The following is a 20,943-nucleotide window of genomic DNA, read 5'->3' on the forward strand; positions in this document are numbered from 1 at the left end:
GTATTAAACGGTTGTCTAGAACGCTTGTATAAGTCACGCGTCTAGGACGGTTGTATGGATCGGCGGTAGGGTGTCGTGCATGGGACATCGTGAGGAACTGCTCGAAGGCGCCAAGCGCTGCCTGCTCCAGAAGGGCTTCGTGCGCACCACGGCCCGCGACATCGTCAAGGAGTCGGGGACCAACCTCGCCTCGATCGGCTACCACTACGGTTCGAAGGACGCCCTGCTGGTGCAGGCCTACATCTCGCTGATCGAGGAGATGGGCGACAGCTCCGACCCCGGCTCCGGCTCCGACCCCGGCCCTGGCTGGGGCGCGGGCGGCGGGGCCTCGGCGCCCCCCGGATCGCTGGAACGCTTCCAGGAGGTGTGGGGGAACATCATCCGGTCCGTCCCGCACTCCCGGGCCGTGTGGCTGCTCAGCTTCGAGCTCATCCTCCAGGGGGACCAGCTCCCCGAGGTGCGCAAGCTTCTGGCGGCGGCGCAGGAGCAGGGCCGTTCGGGGATCCTGCCCCTGTTCAACGGCGTTCCGGAGGAACAGCTCGACGGCGAGAGCGTGGACACCGAGGGCCGCTTCTACCAGACCCTGCTCAACGGGCTGATGGTCCAGTGGGTCTTCGACCCGGACACCGCCACCAGCGCAGAACAGCTCACCGAGGGCCTGCGCCGGGTGCTGGCCGCGGCGGAGCGCGCGTGAACGGGGTCGTGGGTGTCGGAGCCCTGCTGCTCGACCCGGACGGCCTGATCCTCATCGGCCGCCGCGTCAAACGGGGCGAGCCCGAGACGTGGTGCCTGCCCGGCGGCCATGTGGAGCCGGGGGAGACCTTCGAACAGGCGGCGGTGCGCGAGGCCGGGGAGGAGACCGGCATACCCGCCGCGGTCCTGCACGACGTGCGCGCCTTCGCCGTCACCCTGCGCACCGACGCGTCGGCCGTGGGGGTCACCGCCTGCGTGGCGGCACGGCTGCGGGAGTCCCGCGAGGCCGTGCTCACCGAGCCGGACGTCTTCGCCGAGTGGCGCTGGGTGCGCCCGGCGCAGGCGCCCGGGCCGCTCTACCCGGCGAGCGAGACCCTGCTGGCGCTCTGGCACGGGCGGCCGGTCCCGGCGGGCTGGACGGCTTACCCCACGGACCCGGGCGCTGTCCGGCACCCTTGACGGCCTGTCGCACGGCCCCGGGCGTGATCCGGCACCCTTGACGGCCTGTCCACGGACCCGGCGCTCAGCGCGCGTCGGCTCCGTCGTCCCGCAGCCGCGCGCCCTTCAGCGCCATGTGCAGCAGCAGCCGGTCCTCCCCGTCGTCCAGGTCCAGCCCCGTGAGCTGCTCGACCCGGGACAGCCGGTAGTACAGGGTCTGACGGTGGATGCCCAGCTCCGCCGCCGTACGCCCGGCCTGGCCCGCGCAGTCGAGGTAGGCCTCGGCGGTGCGCGCGAGGTCCCGCTGGGCCGGGGACAGCAGGGCCTGTACGGCACGGTCGCGGGCGGTTGCCGGGGGCAGCGCGGTCAGCAGCCGGTACGGCCCGATGGCCGACCACTCGGCGACCGGCCCGAGCCGGGGCTCCGCCCGCGCGGCCCGCGCCGCCGCCGAGGCCTCGTGCCAGGCGGCGGCCAGTTCGGCGAGACCGGTGCGCGCCTCGCTCACCCCGGCCGCGGCGGCCCCCTCCTGCACCCCGGCCGCCCCCGCGGCCCCTTCCTTCAGCAGCCGGGCGGCCGTGGTCAGCGCGGGCGCGCGCACGTCCGCGGACCGCAGCCGCACCAGTACCGCGAGGCTCTGCCCGGTGGCGCCCCGGGGGACCGTGCACAGGGCGGTGGCGTGCGGCACCGCCCGCGCCGACGGCGCGGCCTGCGGATCCTCCGTCCGCCAGGGGGCCACGCAGACGACCGCGTGCAGACCGTCCGCGCGGGCGCCCAGTGCCGTGCGCAGCTCCGTCACCGCCATCTCCTGCTGCCAGCCGCGCTCGGCCGTCAGTACCGCCCGCAGCTCCCGGGACAGGTCGGCGCCGTGCTGCGCCTCGTCGGCCAGCAGCTCCCCGATCCGGCCGGCGACCCGCATGGCGGCGGCCAGCTGCGCCTCGGAGGGGCCCGGGTCGTCGTCCAGCAGCCACACGTAGCCGAGGACGACACCCCGATGACGGGCCGGCAGACAGATGCGGCCCCGGTACACGCCCGCCTCCGGGGTGGGCGGGATCCGCACCGGTCCTGCCGCCCGGGTGATGCCGAAGCCCTCGAACCAGGTGCGCACCGCCGTCGTGGAGCGGCGGGTCAGGATCGAGCGGGTGCGCACCGGGTCCAGGGCCGCGGCGTCCAGCTCGTCCTCGCTGTCGTACGCGCCGAAGGCGATCAGCTCGAAGTCGCGGTTCTCCAGCGTCGCCGGGGCGCCCAGCAGTTCCGAGAGCTCGTCGACCAGCTCCTGGTAGTCAGCCCGGTGGTGGAAGGGCGCGGCGTCCGACGTCACTCCGGCATTCTCCCGCATCCACGGGGGCCCTTCATACATCTGTCTGAGAACCGGGGCACGGATGCGTGACAGCTGTCGATGGCCCACGATCGGAGAGATCCTTAGGTTTCACGGTGGTTCTCCGTGCCGTACCCGAATCGTCGGTGAGCGGCCGTTTCGTGCTTGTCTGTGGAGGTGCCCCGTGCTGGGTCCCGTGATTCTCGCCGCGTCGCGCAGCGACCGGATGCGCCGTCTGATCTCGGCCGCTCCGGTGACCAAGCCGGTCGTCGACCGCTTCATCCCCGGTGAGACCGTCGACCAGGTCGTCCCGATCATCAAGGACCTCACGGGCAAGGGCCTGGAAGTCACGATGGACGTCGTCGGCGAGGACATCACCACCCCCGAGCAGTCCTACGCCGCCCGGGACGCGTACCTGGAGCTGATCGGCCGCCTCGAGGAGCTCGGTCTCGGCACCAAGGCCGAGATGTCGGTCAAGCTGTCGATGTTCGGGCAGGCCCTGGAGGGCGGTCACGAGCTGGCCCTGGCCAACGTCCGCCCGGTCGTCGAGGCCGCCGCCGCCATCGGCACCACCGTCACGCTCGACGCCGAGGACCACACCACCCTCGACTCGATGTTCGCCATCCACGAGGAGCTGCGGAAGGACTTCCCGCAGACCGGCTGTGTCATCCAGGCCTACCTCTTCCGCACCGAGGACGACGCCCGCCGGCTCGCCGCGGCCGGCAGCCGCGTGCGCATCGTCAAGGGCGCCTACAAGGAGCCCGCCGAGGTCGCGTACCAGAAGAAGTCGGACACCGACAAGGCGTACGTCCGCATCCTGAAGATCCTCATGGAGGGCGAGGGCTACCCGATGATCGGGTCCCACGACCCGCGCCTCATCTCCATCGCGCAGGAGCTCGCGCGGACCGCCGGGCGCAAGCTGGACGAGTACGAGTTCCAGATGCTGTACGGCATCCGCAGCGACGAGCACGTGCGGCTCGCCGCCGAGGGCCACCGCATGCGCGTCTACACCGCGTACGGCACCGACTGGTACGGCTACTTCATGCGTCGCCTGGCGGAGAAGCCGGCCAACCTCCTCTTCTTCGCCCGCTCGATCCTCACCAAGGGCTGAGACCGAACACCCGCTCGACTCAAGGAGTTACGGAAAAAATGGACGCTGTGACCCAGGTCCCCACCCCCGTCAACGAGCCGGTGCACGGCTACGCCCCCGGCTCGCCCGAGCGCGCCCGCCTGGAGGTCAAGCTCAAGGAGCTGGCCGAGAACCCGATCGACCTGCCGATGACCATCGGCGGCGAGAAGCGCATGGGCGGCGGCGACCGTTTCGACGTCGTGCAGCCGCACAACCACAAGGCGCGCATCGGCACCTACGCCAACGCCACGCAGCAGGACGCCCAGGACGCCGTCGACGCGGCCCTCGCCGCCGCCCCCGCCTGGCGCGCGATGTCCTTCGACGACCGCGCGGCGATCATCCTGCGCGCCGCCGAGCTGCTGGCCGGTCCCTGGCGCGAGACGCTGGCCGCCTCCACCATGCTCGGCCAGTCCAAGACCGCCCAGCAGGCCGAGATCGACACCCCCTGCGAGCTCGTCGACTTCTGGCGCTTCAACGTCCACTACGCCCGCCAGATCCTCGCCGAGCAGCCCCCGGCGAACTCCCCGGGTGTGTGGAACCGCATGGACCACCGCCCGCTGGAGGGCTTCGTCTACGCGATCACGCCGTTCAACTTCACGGCGATCGCGGGCAACCTGCCCACCGCCCCGGCGCTCATGGGCAACGTCGTCGTCTGGAAGCCGTCCCCGACGCAGACCCACGCCGCCGTGCTGCTGATGCAGCTCCTGGAGGAGGCGGGCCTGCCCAAGGGCGTCATCAACCTCGTCACCGGTGACGGCATCGAGGTCTCCAAGGTCGCGCTGGAGCACCGCGACCTGGCCGGCATCCACTTCACCGGCTCGACCAAGACCTTCCAGTACCTGTGGAAGACGGTCGGCAACAACATCGAGAAGTACCGCTCCTACCCGCGTCTGGTCGGCGAGACCGGCGGCAAGGACTTCGTGGTCGCCCACCCGTCGGCCGACCGCGCGGTCCTCAAGACCGCCCTGACCCGCGGTTCCTTCGAGTACCAGGGCCAGAAGTGCTCGGCGAGCTCGCGCGCCTACATCCCGGCCTCCATCTGGAACTCCGGTTTCAAGGAGGAGTTCGCGGCCGAGGTCGACGGGCTGACCATGGGTGACGTCACCGACCTGTCGAACTTCATCGGCGCGGTCATCGACGAGCGGTCGTTCGCCAAGAACAAGGCGGCCATCGACCGCGCCCAGTCCGACCCGACCTGCACGATCGTCGCGGGCGGCACGTACGACGACTCCGTCGGCTACTTCGTGCGCCCGACCGTCGTCGAGTGCACGGACCCGGAGAACGAGGTCTTCACGACCGAGTACTTCGGCCCCTTCCTCGCCGTGCACGTGTACGACGACAGCTCGGCCGAAAAGTACGACGAGATGCTGACCCAGATGGAGTCCGCGTCCGACTACGCCCTCACCGGCTCGGTCATCTCCGGCGACCGCGCGGCGACCGCTTACACGATGGAGAAGCTCCGCTTCGCGGCGGGCAACTTCTACATCAACGACAAGTCGACCGGCGCCGTCGTCGGCCAGCAGCCCTTCGGCGGCGGCCGTGCCTCCGGCACCAACGACAAGGCCGGCGCCCCGCAGAACCTGATGCGCTGGACGCTGACCCGCGCCATCAAGGAGACGCTGGTCCCGCCGACCGAGTACGGCTACCCGCACATGGGCTGAACCCCCTGACCCCGCACGGGCCGGGCCGGATCGACTCGATCCGGCCCGGCCCGTCGGTGTGTGCGCGGGCAGACTGTCCCCATGGCCCGTGCGGAGCAGGAGACGGTGACCACGGACGACGGCGTACGGCTGTGGGCGAGCTGCTCCGGCCGGGGCGAGCCGCTGGTGCTGTGCCACGGCGGACCCGGCCTGTGGGACATGTTCGCCGACGCGGCCGGGCCGCTCGCCGCTCTGGCCACGGTGGTCCGCTGGGACCAGCGCGGGTGCGGCCGGTCCGAGCGGTGCGCGGGACCGTGGACGGCCGCCCGCTTCGTGGCCGACCTGGACGCCGTACGGCGCCACTTCGGGTTCGGCCGGACGGCGCTGCTCGGCCACTCCTGGGGCGCCCAGCTCGCGCTGGAGTACGCGCTCGCGCACCCGGAGCGGGTGAGCGCGCTGGTCTACGCGGCGGGGACCGGCATCGGGCCCGACGCCGACTGGCGCGACGCCTACGCGGCGAACTTCCTCGCCCGGCTCGCCGACCGCCCCGGACGGCTGGCCCACTGGCGGGAGTTGACGGACCGGCCGCCGAGGGACGACAGCCGGGAGCGGGAGCGGGCGGTGCTCCGGTGGTCGGCGGAGTTCGCCGACCGCGAGCGCGCGCCGGAGCTCGCCGCGCGGATGGCCGAGCCGTGGTTCGCGGTCAACGACGCCTGCAACCGGGCCCTCGACCGGGAACGGCGCCTGCGCTGCGGCACGGCGGAGCTGTACGAGGCCTGCCGGGCCCTGCGGGTGCCGGTGACGATCCTCGACGGAGCCCACGACATCCGGCCCCGCTCGGCCGTGGACTCGCTGGAGCGGGCCCTGCCGAGGGTGCGCCGGGTAACCCTGCCGGAGGCCGGCCACATGCTGTGGACCGAGGAACCGACGGGTTTCACGGAGGCGGTGGCGCGCGCCGTCTCAGATAGTAGGAAGTCCGAGTAATTGTAGAGACAGTGGCGCGCTTCTCCCTTAGCGTTGTAGGAGCCGAACGTCTCGCTCGATCCAGCGAATGGCGGTCGTGAGCCGGGCCCCGTGCAGGCAACCCCTGCGGCCAGGCTCCCCGCCCTTTCCGGCGTCTCGTACCCCCTTTCCGCGCTCCCGGATTTCGAAGGAGTCGATTTCCCATGGCCGAGACGACCGTCCGCCGCCGAGTCCGTCACACCTCCCGCAACAGCGAGTCCGACCGCAAGAACGCCGCGGCCGCACTCCAGCGCGCCCTCGACCGTCGTGACAACGGCGGCGAGACCGGCCACTGAGCCGACCTCCTTCACCGCACGCCTGGATCGTCACCCCTTGGGCCGGGAGCCGCACCCGTCGGGCTGCGGCGCGGGGTCCGAGAGCTCCGAAGCTCTACACCCCGCGCCGCACCTCGAATTGGTCGACGCGCCTGCCGTTCGCGGCGAGCGCCGACACCCGCAGCCGCGGGGTCGTCCCGCCGGACGCCTCCACGGACAGCAGGGAGAAGCCGCGGTAGCGCACCCGTGACCACGCCACGGTCTCGGCGTTCTGCTGCCGCGACCTCGTCCAGTGGAACGTCTCGACCGGTTCGTGGCGGGCCACCCGGCCCTCGTAGCTCTCGTCGGCGCCCGCCGGAAAGCCGTACAGGTCCCGGCCGCCGCCACCGGCGGTGACGTACACGGTCCCGTCCCGGGTCGGGTCCGTCGACCCGCCGACCGGCACGGGCCTGCCCACCTCGCCGTTCTTCACGGCGTCGGTCCGCTCGTACACATGGTTGTGCCCGTTGATCACCAGGTCCACCTGGTGCTGTGCGAACAGCGGCACCCAGGCGGCGCGCACCCCGCCGTCGGAGGCGTGCGCCGAGGTCGAGTAGGCGCAGTGGTGGAAGAAGACCACGACGAAGTCGACGCCGTCGGCCGCCCGCAGCTCACGCAGCCTGCGCTCCAGCCAGGCCGTCTGCCGGCCCTGGGTGTGGCCGAGGTTGGCGGGGATCTCGTACGACACGTCGTTCGCGTCCAGCGCCACCACGCCGACGTTGCCGTAGACGAAGGAGTACACGCCCGGCGCGGTGCGCGGGTCGAAGCCGCTGTCCGGGAGCGAGAAGCGGGCCAGCTGGCCCCCGTAGCCGTCGGGGGAGTACCAGGCCTCCATGTCGTGGTTGCCGGTGGTCACCATCCACGGCACGGAGCGGGCCACCGGCTCGTTCTGCCGGAGGAACAGGTCCCAGGCGGTGGGGTCGTAGCCGTCCGACGGCTTGCCCTGCCCGCTGCCGTCCGCGTAGCAGAGGTCGCCCGCGTGCAGATGGAAGGCCGGCGCGCGGGTCAGCAGCAGCCGGTCGCAGGAGGCCGCCGCCCGGGAGACGCCCTGGTCGCCGAAGGCGGTGAACACGAATGTCCCGGGGGTCGCCGGGGCCGTCCGGAAGGACGCGATCGTGGCGCGGTGCCCGGCCGCGGCCGGGTCGAAGCCGTCGTGCCCGACGCCGTACCAGTAGGTCGTGCCGGGCAGCAGTCCGTCCAGTGCCGCGTGCACGTAGTACTGCTCCACCGCCGGGCGCACCCCCGGCACCCCCGGTGTGCGCAGGGCGCGCACCTCGGCCTCGACCCGGGAGCCCAGCTCGTCCGGCCGCGGCCCCAGGCGCAGATACGGGCGGCGCACCGCGGCCGGCACCTGCCAGGAGACCCGCATCCCGGTCCGCGGATCGGCTCCGAAGGCGAGATGCCGCCCGAAGGGCACGACGGCGGACCCGGGCACGTGGGATCCCGTCGGCAACGGTCCCGCGGCCACCGTCCCGGCAGTCGTCCCCGAGGCCGTGCTCGCCGTCGTCCCGGCGGCCGTTGTCGCGGAGCAGCCGGTCAGCAGACCGCCCGCCACCGCGCCCGCGGTCACCAGCGCGCGGCGCCTGGTCGGCCGCGTGCGCAGGTACTCGTACTGGTCCGCCATGCTCATCCGGCGCGCGAGCCGCGGCGGGATGCCGACATCGGGAAGGTCCATGGCGGTGAACTTCCCGGCGCGCGCCAACACCCGCCGTACGCGAGGGTGAACGCCACTCGACGGGATGAGTCCGTCCGCCATCGGGGTGTCCGTATCGCGGACGCCCCGTGTCATTCCATGGGACGAGGAGTAGGGTGCCCGCATGTCTCGCAGCATCAATCTCGCAGTGATCCCCGGTGACGGCATCGGCCAGGAGGTCGTGGCCGAGGGTCTCAAGGTCCTCTCCGCCGTCCTCCCGCAGGATGTGAAGCTGGAGACCAAGGAGTACGACTTCGGCGCCCGGCGCTACCACGCGACCGGTGAGACCCTCACCGACGCCGACCTCGACGCGCTCAAGCAGCACGACGTCATCCTGCTCGGCGCGATCGGCGACCCGTCGGTGCCGTCCGGCGTCCTGGAGCGCGGCTTCCTGCTCAAGCTCCGGTTCGCCTTCGACCACCACGTCAACCTGCGCCCCTCGAAGCTGCTCCCGGGTGTCGCCACGCCGCTGGCCGGCCAGCCCGAGATCGACTTCGTCGTGGTCCGCGAGGGCACCGAGGGCCCGTACACCGGCAACGGCGGCACCATCCGCAAGGGCACCGAGCACGAGGTCGCCACCGAGGTCTCGGTGAACACGGCCTTCGGTGTCGAGCGTGTGGTCCGTGACGCGTTCGCCCGCGCCCAGGCCCGCCCGCGCAAGAAGCTCACGCTGGTCCACAAGAACAACGTGCTCACCTTCGCGGGGCACCTGTGGACGAACATCTTCAACAAGGTGGCCGAGGAGTTCCCCGAGGTCACCACCGAGTACATCCACGTCGACGCGGCGACCATCTACCTGGTCACCCAGCCCGAGCGCTTCGACGTCATCGTCACCGACAACCTCTTCGGCGACATCATCACCGACCTCGCCGCGGCCGTCTCCGGCGGCATCGGCGTCGCCGCCTCCGGGAACATCAACCCGACCGGCGCGTTCCCGTCCATGTTCGAGCCGGTGCACGGCTCGGCCCCGGACATCGCGGGCCAGGGCAAGGCGGACCCCACCGCCACGGTCCTGTCCGTCGCCCTGCTGCTGCGCCACCTCGGCTACGAGGCCGAGGCGGCCCGGATCGAGGACGCCGTCTCCGCCGACCTCGCGGAGCGCGTCGGGCAGCCCGCCCGCAGCACCACGGAGATCGGCGACGCCCTCTCCGTACGAGTAGCCGGCTGACCCGCCGCGCCACTCGAATCACTCGAAGCCGCCGGGTCGCATCAGCACCCGGCGGCTTTCCGTATGCCTCGCCGGGGTGCCACCATCAATCCCTGGGCCGCATTCACCCCGTTTTCTTCCGCCGCACGCCCCGCGCGATAATCGAACGCGGAGCCGCGGTATGAGGGAATGCTCGGACGTCCTAGCACTGGCCACCGGCCGTGCGGGAGTGAGCGCGGCCCGTCACTACAACCGGTGAAGGACACCTACTCATGACGACGCCCACGATCGAGCTGAAGCCCTCCGCCAACCCGCTCTCCGCCACGGAGCGCGCGGCGATCCTGACCAACCCCGGGTTCGGCCGCCACTTCACGGACCACATGGTGACGATCAAGTGGACCGAGGGGCGCGGCTGGCACGACGGCCAGCTCGTTCCGTACGCGGCGATCCCGCTCGACCCGGCCACCAACGTCCTGCACTACGCCCAGGAGATCTTCGAGGGGCTCAAGGCCTACCGCCGCCCCGACGGCTCCGTCGCCACCTTCCGTCCGGACCAGAACGCCCTGCGGTTCCAGCGCTCCGCCCGCCGGCTCGCGATGCCCGAGCTGCCGGTCGAGACCTTCGTCGAGGCGTGCGACCTGCTGGTCCAGCAGGACAAGGACTGGGTGCCGGCGCACGGCGGCGAGGAGTCCCTCTACCTGCGTCCCTTCATGATCGCCACCGAGGTCGGGCTGGGCGTCAAGCCCGCCAACGAGTACCTGTTCATCGTCATCGCCTCCCCGGCCGGCGCCTACTTCCCCGGCGGCGTGCGCCCGGTCTCCATCTGGGCGTCCGAGGACCGCGTCCGCGCCGTCCCCGGCGGCATGGGCGACGCCAAGACCGGCGGCAACTACGCGGCCTCCCTGCTCGCCCAGGCCGAGGCGGCCGCCCAGGGCTGCGACCAGGTCTGCTACCTCGACGCGGTCGAGCACAAGTGGGTCGAGGAACTCGGCGGCATGAACCTGTACTTCGTGTACGGGAACCGGATCGTCACCCCGACCCTCAGCGGCTCGATCCTGGAGGGCGTCACCCGCGACTCCCTGCTGGCCGTCGCCCGCGACCTGGGCTACGAGGCGGAGGAGGCCCGCGTCTCCATCCAGCAGTGGCAGGCCGACTCCGAGAGCGGCACCCTCACCGAGGTCTTCGCCTGCGGCACCGCCGCCGTCATCACCCCGGTCGGCAAGGTCAAGCGGGCCGGTGCCGAGTGGAGCCAGTCGGGTGGCGAGCCCGGCGAGGTCACGATGCGCCTGCGCCGGGCGCTGCTCGACATCCAGCGCGGCACGGCCGAGGACAAGCACGGCTGGATGCACGAGCTGGGCTAGGCGATCACCAGGGCTTTCAGGCCTCGCTGCTCACCAGGGCCGCCGTGGACTCCTCGTCCGCGGCGGCTCCGCCGTTCGCGGCGCGGGCCGTCCACAGCAGGTAGACCGCCCCGCCGACCAGCCCCGACAGCAGGAAGCTGCAGTCCACCCCGCCGGTCAGCGACAGCAGCGGACCCTCGTACGACGGCAGCGACACCGCCAGCAGACCGACCGCCGCGCCCAGCGCCCAGGAGACCGTGGCCGGTACGTTCCAGCCGGCCCGGAACCAGTAGATCCCGCCCCGCGCGCGCCGGTTGAACACCTGGAGGGCGTCGGCGTCGTAGTGGCCGCCGCTGCGCACGAAGCCGATGAGGGTGATGACCGCCCAGGGGGTGCCGATCGCGGTCAGCAGCAGCACGAAGGACGTCATCGCGGACTGGGCGTTCCAGGCGAAGTGGCCGATGAACACACACGCCGTCGCCACCACCGCGACCGTGACCGTGGCCCGCGCCCGGGAGGCCCGGGGCAGGATGGCGTCCAGGTCCAGGCCCATGGAGTAGAGCATCAGGCCCGCGTTGCCGGCCGAGCCCGCCGAGGCGGAGAGCAGCAGCGGGACCAGGTACCAGCCGGGGGAGGCGTCGACCAGGGGGCCCGCGTAGTCGAGGGCCGCGCCCGCCGCGTACGCCGTGAAGGTGCCGAACAGCTGCGGGACGAGCAGGCCCAGGATCAGGCCGAGCCAGGTGGCGTGCAGGACCCGGCGGGAGGAGTGGCGGGCGGGGGAGATGTAGCGGGTGTAGTCGCCCAGCAGGGTGATGAACGCGATCGGCCCGGACAGACCGGCCGCCACCGTCGCCAGCAGCCAGGTGGGCCAGAACCCGCCCAGCAGATAGCCGCCGGCCTCCGGCAGCGCGGCGGTGGTGAAGTGCGGGGCGTACGCGATCACGCCCAGGATCAGCAGGGCCGTCATGACGACCGCCAGGGCGCGGGACATGGCCAGCAGCACCCGGTAGCCGTAGACCGCGCCGGCCACGGTCGCGGCCGCGAGCAGCCCGTACACCAGGGTGTACGCGGTCCCGGAGGCCGACATCCCGAACAGCCGGTGCAGCACGCCGACCATCACGTCGCCGCCGATCCACACCGTCAGCGCGGTGTAGCCGAGGGCGAGCAGCAGTCCGACGACCGAGCCGACCAGTCGGCCGCGCACCCCGAACTGGGCGCCGGAGGAGGTGGACAGGTTGGTCGCCGTGCGCAGCGAGACCAGCGCCAGCGGAGCCGTCAGGGCGGTGCCGACCAGCGTGCCCACCACGACCGAGCTGACCGAGGCCCACCAGCCGAGCCCGAAGGACGGCGGCAGCCAGCCGAAGATGATCACGCCGAGGCAGAGGTTGGAGCCGAGCAGGATCGACACGAGGTCGCGCGGCCCGCTGGTGCGTTCCTCGTCGGGGATGGTGTCGACTCCGCGCTGTTCTATCGGCATGACCGGTCTCCTTCGACCTACGACAAACCTCGGGCAGGAATGAGTGCGTGCTTCCCGAGCACAGTTTGAGCGACGCTCAATGTGACGTGTCCGAAGGTCGACCGTCAATGTTTCGGTTGAATGAATCCGACGTTTAGAGTGATGCTCTAACCTGAGGAAGGCAAGGAGGTGCCGTGCCGTGAGACTGACCCCCACAGAACGTGACCGGCTGCTGCTCTTCGGGGCCGCCGAACTGGCCCGTGCCCGCCGCGCCCGCGGTCTGCGGCTGAACGTGCCGGAGGCGACCGCGATCATCGCGGACACCGTCTGCGAGGCCGCCCGCGACGGCCGGCGGCTCGCGGAGGCGATCGCAGCGGCCCGGTCCGTGCTCGGGCCGCAGGACGTCCTGCCGGGCGTCGCCGACGTCGTCACCGAGGTGCACGTCGAGGCCGTCTTCGACGACGGCTCGCGCCTGGCGGTGGTCAGCGACCCGATCGGCGGCGGACTGGGCGACCAAGGACCGGGCGCGCTGCTGCCGGGCCCGGAGCACGCCGAGCCCGAGGCGGCCGTCCGGCTGACGGTCACCAACACCGCGGCCGTCCCGGTCTCGGTCACCTCCCACTTCCACTTCTTCGAGGCCAACCCGCGCCTCGACTTCCCGCGCGGACGGGCCTACGGGATGCGGCTGGCGGTCCCGGCCGGATCCTCGGTGCGTTTCGGCCCCGGCGAGAGCGCCGAGGTCGGGCTCGTGCCGATCGGCGGCGAGCGGATCGCGATCGGCTTCGCCGGCCTCGTCGACGGGCCGCTCGACGCGCCCGGGGCCCGGGAGGAGGCCCTGCGCCGGGCCGCCGCCTGCGGCTACCTCGGCGTACCGCACACCCCTGACCAGGAGGCCGAGCGATGAGCCGCCCCGGAGGCCACCCCGCCGACACCCGCCGTCTCACCCCGTACGAGTACGCCGCCACCCACGGTCCGCGGGCCGGGGACCGGGTCCGCCTCGGCGACTCCGGTCTGACGATCCGCGTCGAGTCCGACGCCCAGCGGCACGGCGACGAGTTCCTGGCCGGCTTCGGCAAGACCGCCCGCGACGGTCTGCACCTCAAGGCGGCCGCGGTCCGCGACACCTGCGACGTCGTGATCAGCAACGTCGTCGTGATCGACGCCGTGCAGGGGATCCGCAAGGTCTCCATCGGCATCCGCGAAGGCCGTATCCACGCCATCGGACGGGCCGGCAACCCCGACACCCTCGACGGGGTCGACGTGGTGGTCGGCACCGGCACCTCGATCGTCTCCGGCGAGGGGCTCATCGCCACCGCGGGGGCCGTCGACACCCATGTCCACCTGCTGTCGCCGCGCATCATGGAGGCCTCGCTGGCCTCCGGCGTGACGACGATCATCGGGCAGGAGTTCGGGCCGGTCTGGGGCGTCGGCGTCAACTCGCCGTGGGCACTGCGGCACGCCTTCGGCGCCTTCGACGCCTGGCCGGTCAACATCGGCTTCCTGGGCCGGGGTTCCTCCTCGCACGCGGCCCCGCTGGTCGAGGCCCTCGCCGAGGGCGGCGCCTCCGGCTTCAAGGTGCACGAGGACATGGGCGCCCACACCCGGGCGCTGGACACCGCGCTGCGCGTCGCCGAGGAGCACGACGTCCAGGTCGCCCTGCACAGCGACGGGCTGAACGAGTGCCTCTCGGTCGAGGACACCCTCCGCGTCCTGGAGGGCCGCACCATCCACGCCTTCCACATCGAGGGCTGCGGCGGCGGACACGTGCCGAACGTGCTGAAGATGGCGGGCGTGCCGAACGTCATCGGCTCCTCCACCAACCCCACCCTGCCCTTCGGCCGGGACGCGGTCGCCGAGCACTACGGCATGATCGTCTCCGTCCACGACCTCAAGACCGACCTGCCCGGCGACGCCGCCATGGCCCGCGACCGCATCCGGGCCGGCACCATGGGCGCCGAGGACGTGCTGCACGACCTGGGCGCGATCGGCATCACCTCGTCCGACGCGCAGGGCATGGGGCGCGCGGGGGAGACCGTACGCCGTACGTTCGCCATGGCCGGGAAGATGAAGGCCGAGTTCGGCGCCCCCGAGGACCACGACAACGAGCGGGTCCTGCGCTACATCGCCAAGCTGACCATCAACCCAGCCATCGCGCACGGCCTCGCGCACGAGGTCGGCTCCATCGAGACCGGCAAGCTCGCCGACATCGTGCTGTGGCGGCCGGAGTACTTCGGCGCCAAGCCGCAGCTCGTGCTCAAGGCCGGCTTCCCGGCGTACGGCGTGACCGGCGACCCCAACGCGGCCACCGACACCTGCGAACCGCTCGTGCTCGGGCCGCAGTTCGGCGCGTACGGCGCCACGCCCGCCGACCTGTCCGTCGCCTTCGTCGCGCGGGCCGCGGCGGACCAGGGCAACGACACGATGCCGACCCGCCGACGCCGGGTCGCGGTGCGCGGCACCCGGGGCATCGGCCCCGCCGACCTGCGCCTGAACTCCCGTACCGGAGCGGTCGACGTCGACCAGCGCACCGGCCTGGTCACCCTCGACGGCGAGCCCGTCCGCTCCGAACCGGCCGACTCGGTCGCCCTCAACCGCCTGTACTTCCTCTAAGGATCACCATGTCTGCTGCCGCCGACGGCTTCCGCATGCCCGCCGAGTGGACCCCGCACGAGCGCACCTGGATGGCGTGGCCGGGCCCCAACCCGACCTTCGACGACCCCGAGGACCTCGCCGCCTCCCGCGCGGCCTGGGCGTCGGTCGCCCGCGCGGTCCGCCGCTTCGAACCCGTCACCGTGGTGTGCGGCCCAGGACAGAGCGCGCACGCCGCCGAGCTGCTCGGACCGGGCGTCGACACGGTCGAACGCGACCTCGACGACGCCTGGATGCGCGACATCGGCCCCACCTTCCTCACCGACGGCAAGGGCGGACTCGCGGCCGTCGACTGGACGTTCAACGGCTGGGGCGCCCAGCACTGGGCCCGCTGGGAGCACGACGCGAAGATCGCCGCGCAGGTCTCGGACCTCGCGGGAGCCCGGACGTACGCCTCGGAGCTCGTCAACGAGGGCGGCGCGATCCACGTCGACGGCGAGGGCACCGTCCTGCTGACCGAGACCGTGCAGCTCGGCCCCGAGCGCAATCCGGGCTGGACCCGTGAGCAGGTGGAGGCGGAGATCCACGCCCAGCTCGGCACCCGCAAGGCGATCTGGCTGCCGCGCGGCCTCACCGGCGACTACCCCCCGCACGGCTTCGGCACCCTCGGCCATGTCGACATCGTCGCCGCCTTCGCCCGTCCGGGCGTGGTGGTCGCGCACCACCAGCCCGACCCGGCGCACCCCGACCACGAGGTGACCCGCGAGGTCATCGGCATCCTGCGCGCCCAGACCGACGCGCACGGCCGCCCGCTGGAGGTCGTCGAGGTCCCCGCGCCCACCGTCCTGGAGGCCGACGGCCACTGGGCCGACTACTCCTACATCAACCACTACCTCTGCAACGACGGTGTGGTGCTGTGCGGCTTCGACGACCCGCGGGACGAGGTCGCGGCCGGAATCTTCGGCCGCCTGTTCCCCGAGCGGACGGTGACGCTGGTGGACGCCCGTACGATCTTCTCCGGTGGCGGTGGCATCCACTGCATCACCCAGCAGCAGCCGAAGGTCTGACACCACAGGAGCAGCGGATGGCCGGTGCGGCGCGGGCGCGCAGGAACGCGCCGCCACGCGAGGAGGTCCTCGCCGCGGCCATGGACATGATCGCCGAGCGCGGTCTGGAGAAGCTCACCATGGCGGGGCTCGGCCGCGAGGTCGGCATGAGCAGCGGCCATCTCCTGTACTACTTCCACTCCAAGGACGAGCTGCTGCTGCAGACCCTGGAGTGGAGCGAGAGCAGGCTGGGCGCCGAGCGGGGCCGGCTCCTCACCCGCGCGGCGCCCGTCCGCGAACGCCTCGACGCGTTCGTCGACCTGTACGTCCCCGACGGCCACCACGATCCGCACTGGACCCTGTGGCTGGAGGTCTGGAACCGCTCGCAGAACGCGGACGACGACGCCCGCGACCGCCAGGCCGCGATCGAGGGCGCCTGGCACCGCGACCTCGTCGCCCTGCTCGCGGAGGGCATCTCGCGCGGCGAGATCCGACCCGTCGACCCCGACCGCTACGCCACCCGGCTGCGCGCCCTCCTCGACGGTCTGTCCATCCATGTGGCGATCGGGCTGCGCGGCACCGGCCGGGCGCAGGTGCTCGGCCACGCCCGGGAGTTCCTGGACCAGACGCTGGCGCGGACCGAGCCCGCGGACGGCTGACCGGCCCGCCCGGGTCGTCCACCGTGCGCCGGTGCCCCGCGGCGCGGCCGAGGCCGGTCCCGGCCCGTGCCGTGTCCACGGATGGGCAGCGCGCTGTTCGCATCCTGAGACGGACGGTGAGCGCGGGGGCGAATTGTGCCAGACTGCGGCCGTGCTCTCGTTCGCCATGATTATTGGCAGCAGGCGCGCCGGTCCGCAGTGACCGCCACGTACGACCAGGTACGGGCGGCCATCGTGTCCTCGACCCGCGCGCAGACCTCTCGCACCCGCGAGAGGTTTTTCGTTTTCCCGGCCCACCTTCAGCCAGGGAGCGAAGCGCACGGAACCGTGGGGGGACGGTGGAGCCGGTCATTCCGGTAGACCGAGATCCAAAACAGGAGCCTTGAACCCATGACGGAAACCAGCGAACTCGACGACTCGTTCCACGTCTTCGACACCACCCTGCGCGACGGCGCCCAGCGGGAGGGCATCAACCTCACCGTCGCCGACAAGCTGGCCATCGCACGGCACCTGGACGACTTCGGTGTGGGCTTCATCGAGGGCGGCTGGCCCGGCGCCAACCCGCGCGACACGGAGTTCTTCGCCCGCGCGCAGCAGGAGATCGACTTCAAGCACGCCACGCTCGTCGCCTTCGGCTCCACCCGCCGCGCCAACGCCAAGGCCTCCGAGGACGCCCAGGTCAAGGCGCTGCTGGACTCCGGCGCCCCGGTGATCACGCTGGTCGCGAAGTCCCACGACCGGCATGTGGAACTGGCGCTGCGCACCACGCTGGACGAGAACCTGGAGATGGTCCGCGACACCGTCTCCTACCTGCGCTCCCAGGGCCGCCGCGTCTTCGTCGACTGCGAGCACTTCTTCGACGGCTACCGCGCCAACCCGGAGTACGCCAAGTCCGTCGTACGGACCGCCGCGGAGGCGGGCGCCGACGTGGTGGTCCTGTGCGACACCAACGGCGGGATGCTCCCGGCCCAGGTCCAGGCGGTCGTCGCCACCGTCCTCGCCGACACCGGCGCCCGGCTCGGCATCCACGCCCAGGACGACACCGGCTGCGCGGTCGCCAACACCCTCGCCGCCGTCGACGCGGGCGCGACCCACGTCCAGTGCACGGCGAACGGCTACGGCGAACGCGTCGGCAACTCCAACCTCTTCCCGGTGGTCGCCGCGCTGGAGCTGAAGTACGGCAAGAAGGTGCTGCCCGAGGGCGCGCTGCGCGAGATGACCCGGATCTCGCACGCCATCGCCGAGGTGGTCAACCTGACCCCGGCCACCCACCAGCCCTACGTCGGTGTCTCGGCCTTCGCCCACAAGGGCGGTCTGCACGCCTCCGCGATCAAGGTCGACCCGGCCCTGTACCAGCACATCGAGCCCGAAGAGGTCGGCAACACCATGCGGATGCTGGTGTCCGACATGGCCGGCCGCGCCTCGGTCGAGCTCAAGGGCAAGGAACTCGGCATCGACATCAGCGACGACCGCGAGCTCGTCGGCCGGGTCGTCGAGCGGGTCAAGGAGCGCGAGCTCAAGGGCTACACCTTCGAGGCGGCGGACGCCAGCTTCGAACTGCTGCTGCGCGCCGAGGCCGAGGGCAGGGCCCGCACGTACTTCGAGGTGGAGTCCTGGCGCGCGATCGTCGAGGACCGCCCCGACGGCTCGCACGCCAACGAGGCCACGGTCAAGCTCTTCGCCAAGGGCGAGCGCATCGTCGCCACCGCGGAGGGCAACGGTCCCGTCAACGCCCTGGACCGGGCCCTGCGGGTGGCCCTGGAGAAGATCTACCCCCAGCTCGCCCAGCTCGAGCTGGTGGACTACAAGGTCCGCATCCTGGAGGGCAAGCACGGCACCCAGTCCACCACCCGGGTCCTGATCTCCACCTCGGACGGCGCGGGCGAGTGGTCGACGGTCGGCGTCGCGGAGAACGTCATCGCCGCCTCCTGGCAGGCCCTGGAGGACGCGTACACCTACGGTCTGCTGCGCGCGGGCGTCGAACCCGCCGCGTAGCCGCTCAGCAGGAGTCCTCGGCGAGCCTGTCGAACTCGCCGAGGCCCATCGCCCGGCCGTCGGCCCAGACCCGGCCGGGCTTCAGTGCCGTGAGGTCGCCGGTGGAGAACTCGACGACCCCGTTGTAGGAGTCACCGGCGACGTAGTGGCCGAAGGCGAGCGAGTAGTGGTGCCCGGGCAGCAGCCGCCGGGCACCCCGGTACCGGGCCCGCCAGGCGGCCGGCGGCTGGAAGAGCGGGAACTCCGCGTCCCCGCTCAGCTTCTCCTCGCGCACGTCCCAGCCGGTGGTGGCCGGCCCCTTCCCGGCGCCCTCGGCCCGGCCGTCGAGCGACGGTGTGCGGTACGTGTCGTCACCACAGGGCCGGATCAGGGCGTACGGCACCCCGTCCGCCCCCAGCCGCACCCCGGCCAGCGGCAGATCCACCGCGCCGCACCCGCCGAGCAGCAGTGCCCCGGCGACGGCACAGGCCACCGCACCTCCCGCACGCGCACGCCTCATGTCCCGCCCCTTGTCGAGGGCGGGACACGGCCCGCCCTACTGCAGGTGCCACTTCTGGTTGGCGGCCCCCGTGCACGACCAGATCTGCGCCCGGGTCCCGTCGGCCGACGCGTTGCCGGTCACGTCGAGGCACTTGTCCGCCGCCGTGTTGACGATGTCACCGGTGGAAGAGTTGTACGACCACCGTTGCGCACCGGTCGCGTTGCAGTCGTACAACTGGACCTTCGCCCCGTCCGCCGTCGACGCCGAGGTCACGTCGAGGCACTTGCCGAGCGCCTGCACCGAGCCGTCCGCCTGGACCGTCCACCGCTGGGCCGCCGACCCGTTGCAGCCGTAGAGCTGCACCGCGGTCCCGTTCGCCGACGAACCGCCCGCGACGTCGAGGCACTTGCCCGCCAGGCCGACGAACGCCCCCGACTGCGCTCCGCCCCCGGACTGCGTACCCGACCAGGTGAAGGTCGCGGACGTCCTGCCCGGCAGCGTGTAGGTCGCGTGCTGCGAGCCCCAGTCGACGGTGACCGTCCTCGCGGCGGTCCCGCCGTTGTAGGCGATCAGGGCCTTGCTGCCGTCGGGGTTGCGCCACGCCACGTTCGGCACGGCGGACGACGCCGTCGAGGCGATCCGCTGCGCGCCCGGCCGGACGAACTTCGTCAGGTGCCCCATCGTGTAGTACTCGATCGTGTAGTCGACCGTGCCGCTCGCCCCGTCCCCGTCGTGCACGGTGACCAGCCCGGTGCAGGTGCCGCAACCGCCGTTGTGCGGGCCCATGTTCTGGTCCACCGCGAGCGACCACTTGGTCACCGACTTCGCCCAGTTGCGGGTGTAGTCGACGATGTTGAGCATGTCCTCGCGCTGCTGGTCGGCGATCCAGGTGCCACCGGAGTGCTCGGTGCCGAACGCGTCGAGCTGCGGGTACTGGTTGTGCACGGACGTCTGCTTCGTGACGTCACCGCCGTAGCCGTGCCAGGCGACGCCGCCGAAGTTCGGGTGGGAGCGGACCGCCGCGTCGTCCACCGTCTGCGCCGCGTACCCGTCGTACACGTCCCAGTTCCAGTCGTGCGCCAGCACCTTCGTCGACAGTCCCGCCGCGGCCAGCTTCGGCAGCAGTTCGCTCTTGGTGAAGTAGGCCAGCCCCGAGGCGTTCCAGCTCATCGACGGATACCCGGAGCAGCACGTCGGCTCGTTCTGCGCGGTCACGTACGAGACCGGCACGCCCTGGTCCCGGTAGGCCTGGAGGTACTTCACGAAGTACGACGCGTAGGCCCCGTAGTCCTCGGCCTTCAGCCAGCCCCCGTCGAGCTGCCCGCTGTCCTTCATCCAGGCCGGCGCGGTCCACGGCGAGGCCATCACCGTCAGGGACGGGTTCAGCTGGAGGGCCTGCCTCGTCAGCGGCACGACGTCCGCGAGGTCGTGGGCGATCGAGAACTTCGCCAGCGAGGCGTCCGTCTGCCCGGCCGGCACGTCGTCGTACGTGTACCCGTACCGCGCCAGGTCCGAGGCGCCCATGGGGTTGCGCAGGAAAGACAGCCCGATCCCGTCCGTCGGCGAGAACAGCTTGCGCATGGTCGCGTCCCGGGTCGCCTGCGACAGCGCCCCGCTGCCGTTCATCAGCCAGGCGGCGGTGTCGGTGAAGGACGCGCCGCCGCCGGTGAAGGTCTGGTAGCGGGTGTTCTCGTCGACGGTGATGTTCTCACCGCCGCCGCCCGCCCCGGCCTGGAAGGCGAACGGGGCCTGGGCCTGGAGGCCGCGGACCACATGCCGGCCGCCGCTGTCGTCGGTGGTGGTGAGCCAGACCGTGACCTGCTCACCGGCCGCGTGCGCCGGTACGGCCGCGGTGAAGCCGGCCGTGGTGAGCAACCCGGCGATCAGCAGCCGGATGGCCCGAGTCGATCTCCTCATGGAGCGCCGCCCTTCTGGAGGTGGGGGTGGGGAGGCGTGCGAGCCGTGAGTAAATGACGGCTTCGGATGGGCGTCAAGAGGTCGGGCGT

General features: G+C 72.0%; 18 protein-coding genes. 13 read left to right on the forward strand and 5 right to left on the reverse strand.

Going from position 1 to position 20,943, the window contains the following annotated elements:
• Positions 1-79 precede the first annotated feature (79 nt).
• Complete coding sequence (locus tag ACWC24_RS07140; protein WP_450661823.1) at positions 80-694, forward strand: TetR/AcrR family transcriptional regulator; 615 nt, start codon at positions 80-82, stop codon at positions 692-694.
• On the forward strand, positions 691-1,152 hold the full coding sequence (locus ACWC24_RS07145) for a nucleotide triphosphate diphosphatase NUDT15 (RefSeq protein WP_450661824.1): 462 nt from the start codon (positions 691-693) through the stop codon (positions 1,150-1,152). Before ACWC24_RS07140 ends, ACWC24_RS07145 begins: the two co-directional genes overlap by 4 nt.
• A gap of 64 nt (positions 1,153-1,216) precedes the next feature.
• Here ACWC24_RS07145 and ACWC24_RS07150 read toward each other — a convergent pair whose 3' ends face one another.
• Positions 1,217-2,467, reverse strand: coding sequence for a PucR family transcriptional regulator (locus ACWC24_RS07150; RefSeq protein ID WP_450661825.1), 1,251 nt, complete (start codon positions 2,465-2,467; stop codon positions 1,217-1,219).
• A gap of 163 nt (positions 2,468-2,630) precedes the next feature.
• On the opposite strand from ACWC24_RS07150, the gene ACWC24_RS07155 reads away from it, so the two are divergent.
• The 4 genes from ACWC24_RS07155 to ACWC24_RS07170 all read left to right on the forward strand — a co-directional run bounded on the left by ACWC24_RS07155 (position 2,631) and on the right by ACWC24_RS07170 (position 6,513).
• Positions 2,631-3,557: a proline dehydrogenase family protein gene (locus ACWC24_RS07155; protein WP_450661826.1), complete on the forward strand. Its 927-nt coding sequence runs from the start codon at positions 2,631-2,633 to the stop codon at positions 3,555-3,557.
• A 38-nt stretch (positions 3,558-3,595) separates the two neighbouring features.
• On the forward strand, positions 3,596-5,236 hold the full coding sequence (pruA, locus tag ACWC24_RS07160) for an L-glutamate gamma-semialdehyde dehydrogenase (protein ID WP_450661827.1): 1,641 nt from the start codon (positions 3,596-3,598) through the stop codon (positions 5,234-5,236).
• 81 nt (positions 5,237-5,317) lie between these two features.
• Positions 5,318-6,199, forward strand: a complete 882-nt coding sequence (locus ACWC24_RS07165; protein WP_450661828.1) for an alpha/beta fold hydrolase — start codon at positions 5,318-5,320, stop codon at positions 6,197-6,199.
• Positions 6,200-6,381: 182 nt separating this feature from the next.
• On the forward strand, positions 6,382-6,513 hold the full coding sequence (locus tag ACWC24_RS07170; protein ID WP_450661829.1) for a hypothetical protein: 132 nt from the start codon (positions 6,382-6,384) through the stop codon (positions 6,511-6,513).
• Between the two features lie 94 nt (positions 6,514-6,607).
• Here the strand turns inward: ACWC24_RS07170 and ACWC24_RS07175 are convergent, their stop codons facing one another.
• Positions 6,608-8,206 carry a purple acid phosphatase family protein gene (locus tag ACWC24_RS07175; RefSeq protein WP_450661830.1) on the reverse strand — a complete coding sequence of 533 codons (1,599 nt, stop codon included), beginning with the start codon at positions 8,204-8,206 and terminating at the stop codon, positions 6,608-6,610.
• 142 nt (positions 8,207-8,348) lie between these two features.
• On the opposite strand from ACWC24_RS07175, the gene ACWC24_RS07180 reads away from it, so the two are divergent.
• The gene (locus tag ACWC24_RS07180) at positions 8,349-9,392 is read left to right on the forward strand and encodes a 3-isopropylmalate dehydrogenase (protein ID WP_152887271.1); all 1,044 of its coding nucleotides are present in this window, start codon (positions 8,349-8,351) and stop codon (positions 9,390-9,392) included.
• Between the two features lie 251 nt (positions 9,393-9,643).
• Complete coding sequence (locus tag ACWC24_RS07185) at positions 9,644-10,732, forward strand: branched-chain amino acid aminotransferase (protein ID WP_450661831.1); 1,089 nt, start codon at positions 9,644-9,646, stop codon at positions 10,730-10,732.
• Positions 10,733-10,748: 16 nt separating this feature from the next.
• On the opposite strand, the gene ACWC24_RS07190 is transcribed toward ACWC24_RS07185, so the two are convergent.
• Entirely contained in the window at positions 10,749-12,188 is a 1,440-nt protein-coding gene (locus tag ACWC24_RS07190; protein ID WP_450661832.1) for a cytosine permease, read from the reverse strand.
• A 178-nt stretch (positions 12,189-12,366) separates the two neighbouring features.
• On the opposite strand from ACWC24_RS07190, the gene ureA reads away from it, so the two are divergent.
• The 5 genes from ureA to cimA all read left to right on the forward strand — a co-directional run bounded on the left by ureA (position 12,367) and on the right by cimA (position 18,456).
• On the forward strand, positions 12,367-13,071 hold the full coding sequence (gene ureA / locus ACWC24_RS07195; RefSeq protein ID WP_450661833.1) for an urease subunit gamma: 705 nt from the start codon (positions 12,367-12,369) through the stop codon (positions 13,069-13,071).
• Entirely contained in the window at positions 13,068-14,777 is a 1,710-nt protein-coding gene (locus ACWC24_RS07200) for an urease subunit alpha (protein WP_450661834.1), read from the forward strand. The genes ureA and ACWC24_RS07200 overlap by 4 nt, the downstream gene beginning before the upstream one ends.
• An 8-nt stretch (positions 14,778-14,785) precedes the next feature.
• Positions 14,786-15,823, forward strand: coding sequence for an agmatine deiminase family protein (locus ACWC24_RS07205; RefSeq protein WP_450661835.1), 1,038 nt, complete (start codon positions 14,786-14,788; stop codon positions 15,821-15,823).
• 17 nt (positions 15,824-15,840) lie between these two features.
• Entirely contained in the window at positions 15,841-16,461 is a 621-nt protein-coding gene (locus ACWC24_RS07210; RefSeq protein WP_450661836.1) for a TetR/AcrR family transcriptional regulator, read from the forward strand.
• A 390-nt stretch (positions 16,462-16,851) separates the two neighbouring features.
• The gene (cimA, locus tag ACWC24_RS07215) at positions 16,852-18,456 is read left to right on the forward strand and encodes a citramalate synthase (protein ID WP_450661837.1); all 1,605 of its coding nucleotides are present in this window, start codon (positions 16,852-16,854) and stop codon (positions 18,454-18,456) included.
• A gap of 4 nt (positions 18,457-18,460) precedes the next feature.
• On the opposite strand, the gene ACWC24_RS07220 is transcribed toward cimA, so the two are convergent.
• Both ACWC24_RS07220 and ACWC24_RS07225 read right to left on the reverse strand, forming a co-directional pair.
• A complete protein-coding gene (locus tag ACWC24_RS07220; RefSeq protein ID WP_450661838.1) occupies positions 18,461-18,955 on the reverse strand; it encodes a hypothetical protein in 495 nt (164 codons plus the stop codon).
• A gap of 36 nt (positions 18,956-18,991) precedes the next feature.
• Entirely contained in the window at positions 18,992-20,854 is a 1,863-nt protein-coding gene (locus ACWC24_RS07225; RefSeq protein WP_450661839.1) for a ricin-type beta-trefoil lectin domain protein, read from the reverse strand.
• Between the last annotated feature and the right edge of the window lie 89 nt (positions 20,855-20,943).

Source organism: Streptomyces sp. NPDC001443 (assembly GCF_053597355.1).

Excerpts from the sequence above, each read along its gene's own strand:
- ACWC24_RS07165 (WP_450661828.1), top strand. The coding sequence starts at position 5,318 with ATGGCCCGTGCGGAGCAGGAGACGGTGACCACGGACGACGGCGTACGG.
- ACWC24_RS07205 (WP_450661835.1), top strand. The coding sequence starts at position 14,786 with ATGTCTGCTGCCGCCGACGGCTTCCGCATGCCCGCCGAGTGGACCCCG.
- ACWC24_RS07185 (WP_450661831.1), top strand. The coding sequence starts at position 9,644 with ATGACGACGCCCACGATCGAGCTGAAGCCCTCCGCCAACCCGCTCTCC.
- ACWC24_RS07170 (WP_450661829.1), top strand. The coding sequence starts at position 6,382 with ATGGCCGAGACGACCGTCCGCCGCCGAGTCCGTCACACCTCCCGCAAC.
- ACWC24_RS07190 (WP_450661832.1), bottom strand. The coding sequence starts at position 12,188 with ATGCCGATAGAACAGCGCGGAGTCGACACCATCCCCGACGAGGAACGC.
- ACWC24_RS07180 (WP_152887271.1), top strand. The coding sequence starts at position 8,349 with ATGTCTCGCAGCATCAATCTCGCAGTGATCCCCGGTGACGGCATCGGC.
- ACWC24_RS07175 (WP_450661830.1), bottom strand. The coding sequence starts at position 8,206 with ATGGACCTTCCCGATGTCGGCATCCCGCCGCGGCTCGCGCGCCGGATG.
- ACWC24_RS07220 (WP_450661838.1), bottom strand. The coding sequence starts at position 18,955 with ATGAGGCGTGCGCGTGCGGGAGGTGCGGTGGCCTGTGCCGTCGCCGGG.
- ACWC24_RS07200 (WP_450661834.1), top strand. The coding sequence starts at position 13,068 with ATGAGCCGCCCCGGAGGCCACCCCGCCGACACCCGCCGTCTCACCCCG.
- ACWC24_RS07225 (WP_450661839.1), bottom strand. The coding sequence starts at position 20,854 with ATGAGGAGATCGACTCGGGCCATCCGGCTGCTGATCGCCGGGTTGCTC.
- pruA (WP_450661827.1), top strand. The coding sequence starts at position 3,596 with ATGGACGCTGTGACCCAGGTCCCCACCCCCGTCAACGAGCCGGTGCAC.
- cimA (WP_450661837.1), top strand. The coding sequence starts at position 16,852 with ATGACGGAAACCAGCGAACTCGACGACTCGTTCCACGTCTTCGACACC.
- ACWC24_RS07210 (WP_450661836.1), top strand. The coding sequence starts at position 15,841 with ATGGCCGGTGCGGCGCGGGCGCGCAGGAACGCGCCGCCACGCGAGGAG.
- ACWC24_RS07140 (WP_450661823.1), top strand. The coding sequence starts at position 80 with ATGGGACATCGTGAGGAACTGCTCGAAGGCGCCAAGCGCTGCCTGCTC.
- ACWC24_RS07150 (WP_450661825.1), bottom strand. The coding sequence starts at position 2,467 with ATGCGGGAGAATGCCGGAGTGACGTCGGACGCCGCGCCCTTCCACCAC.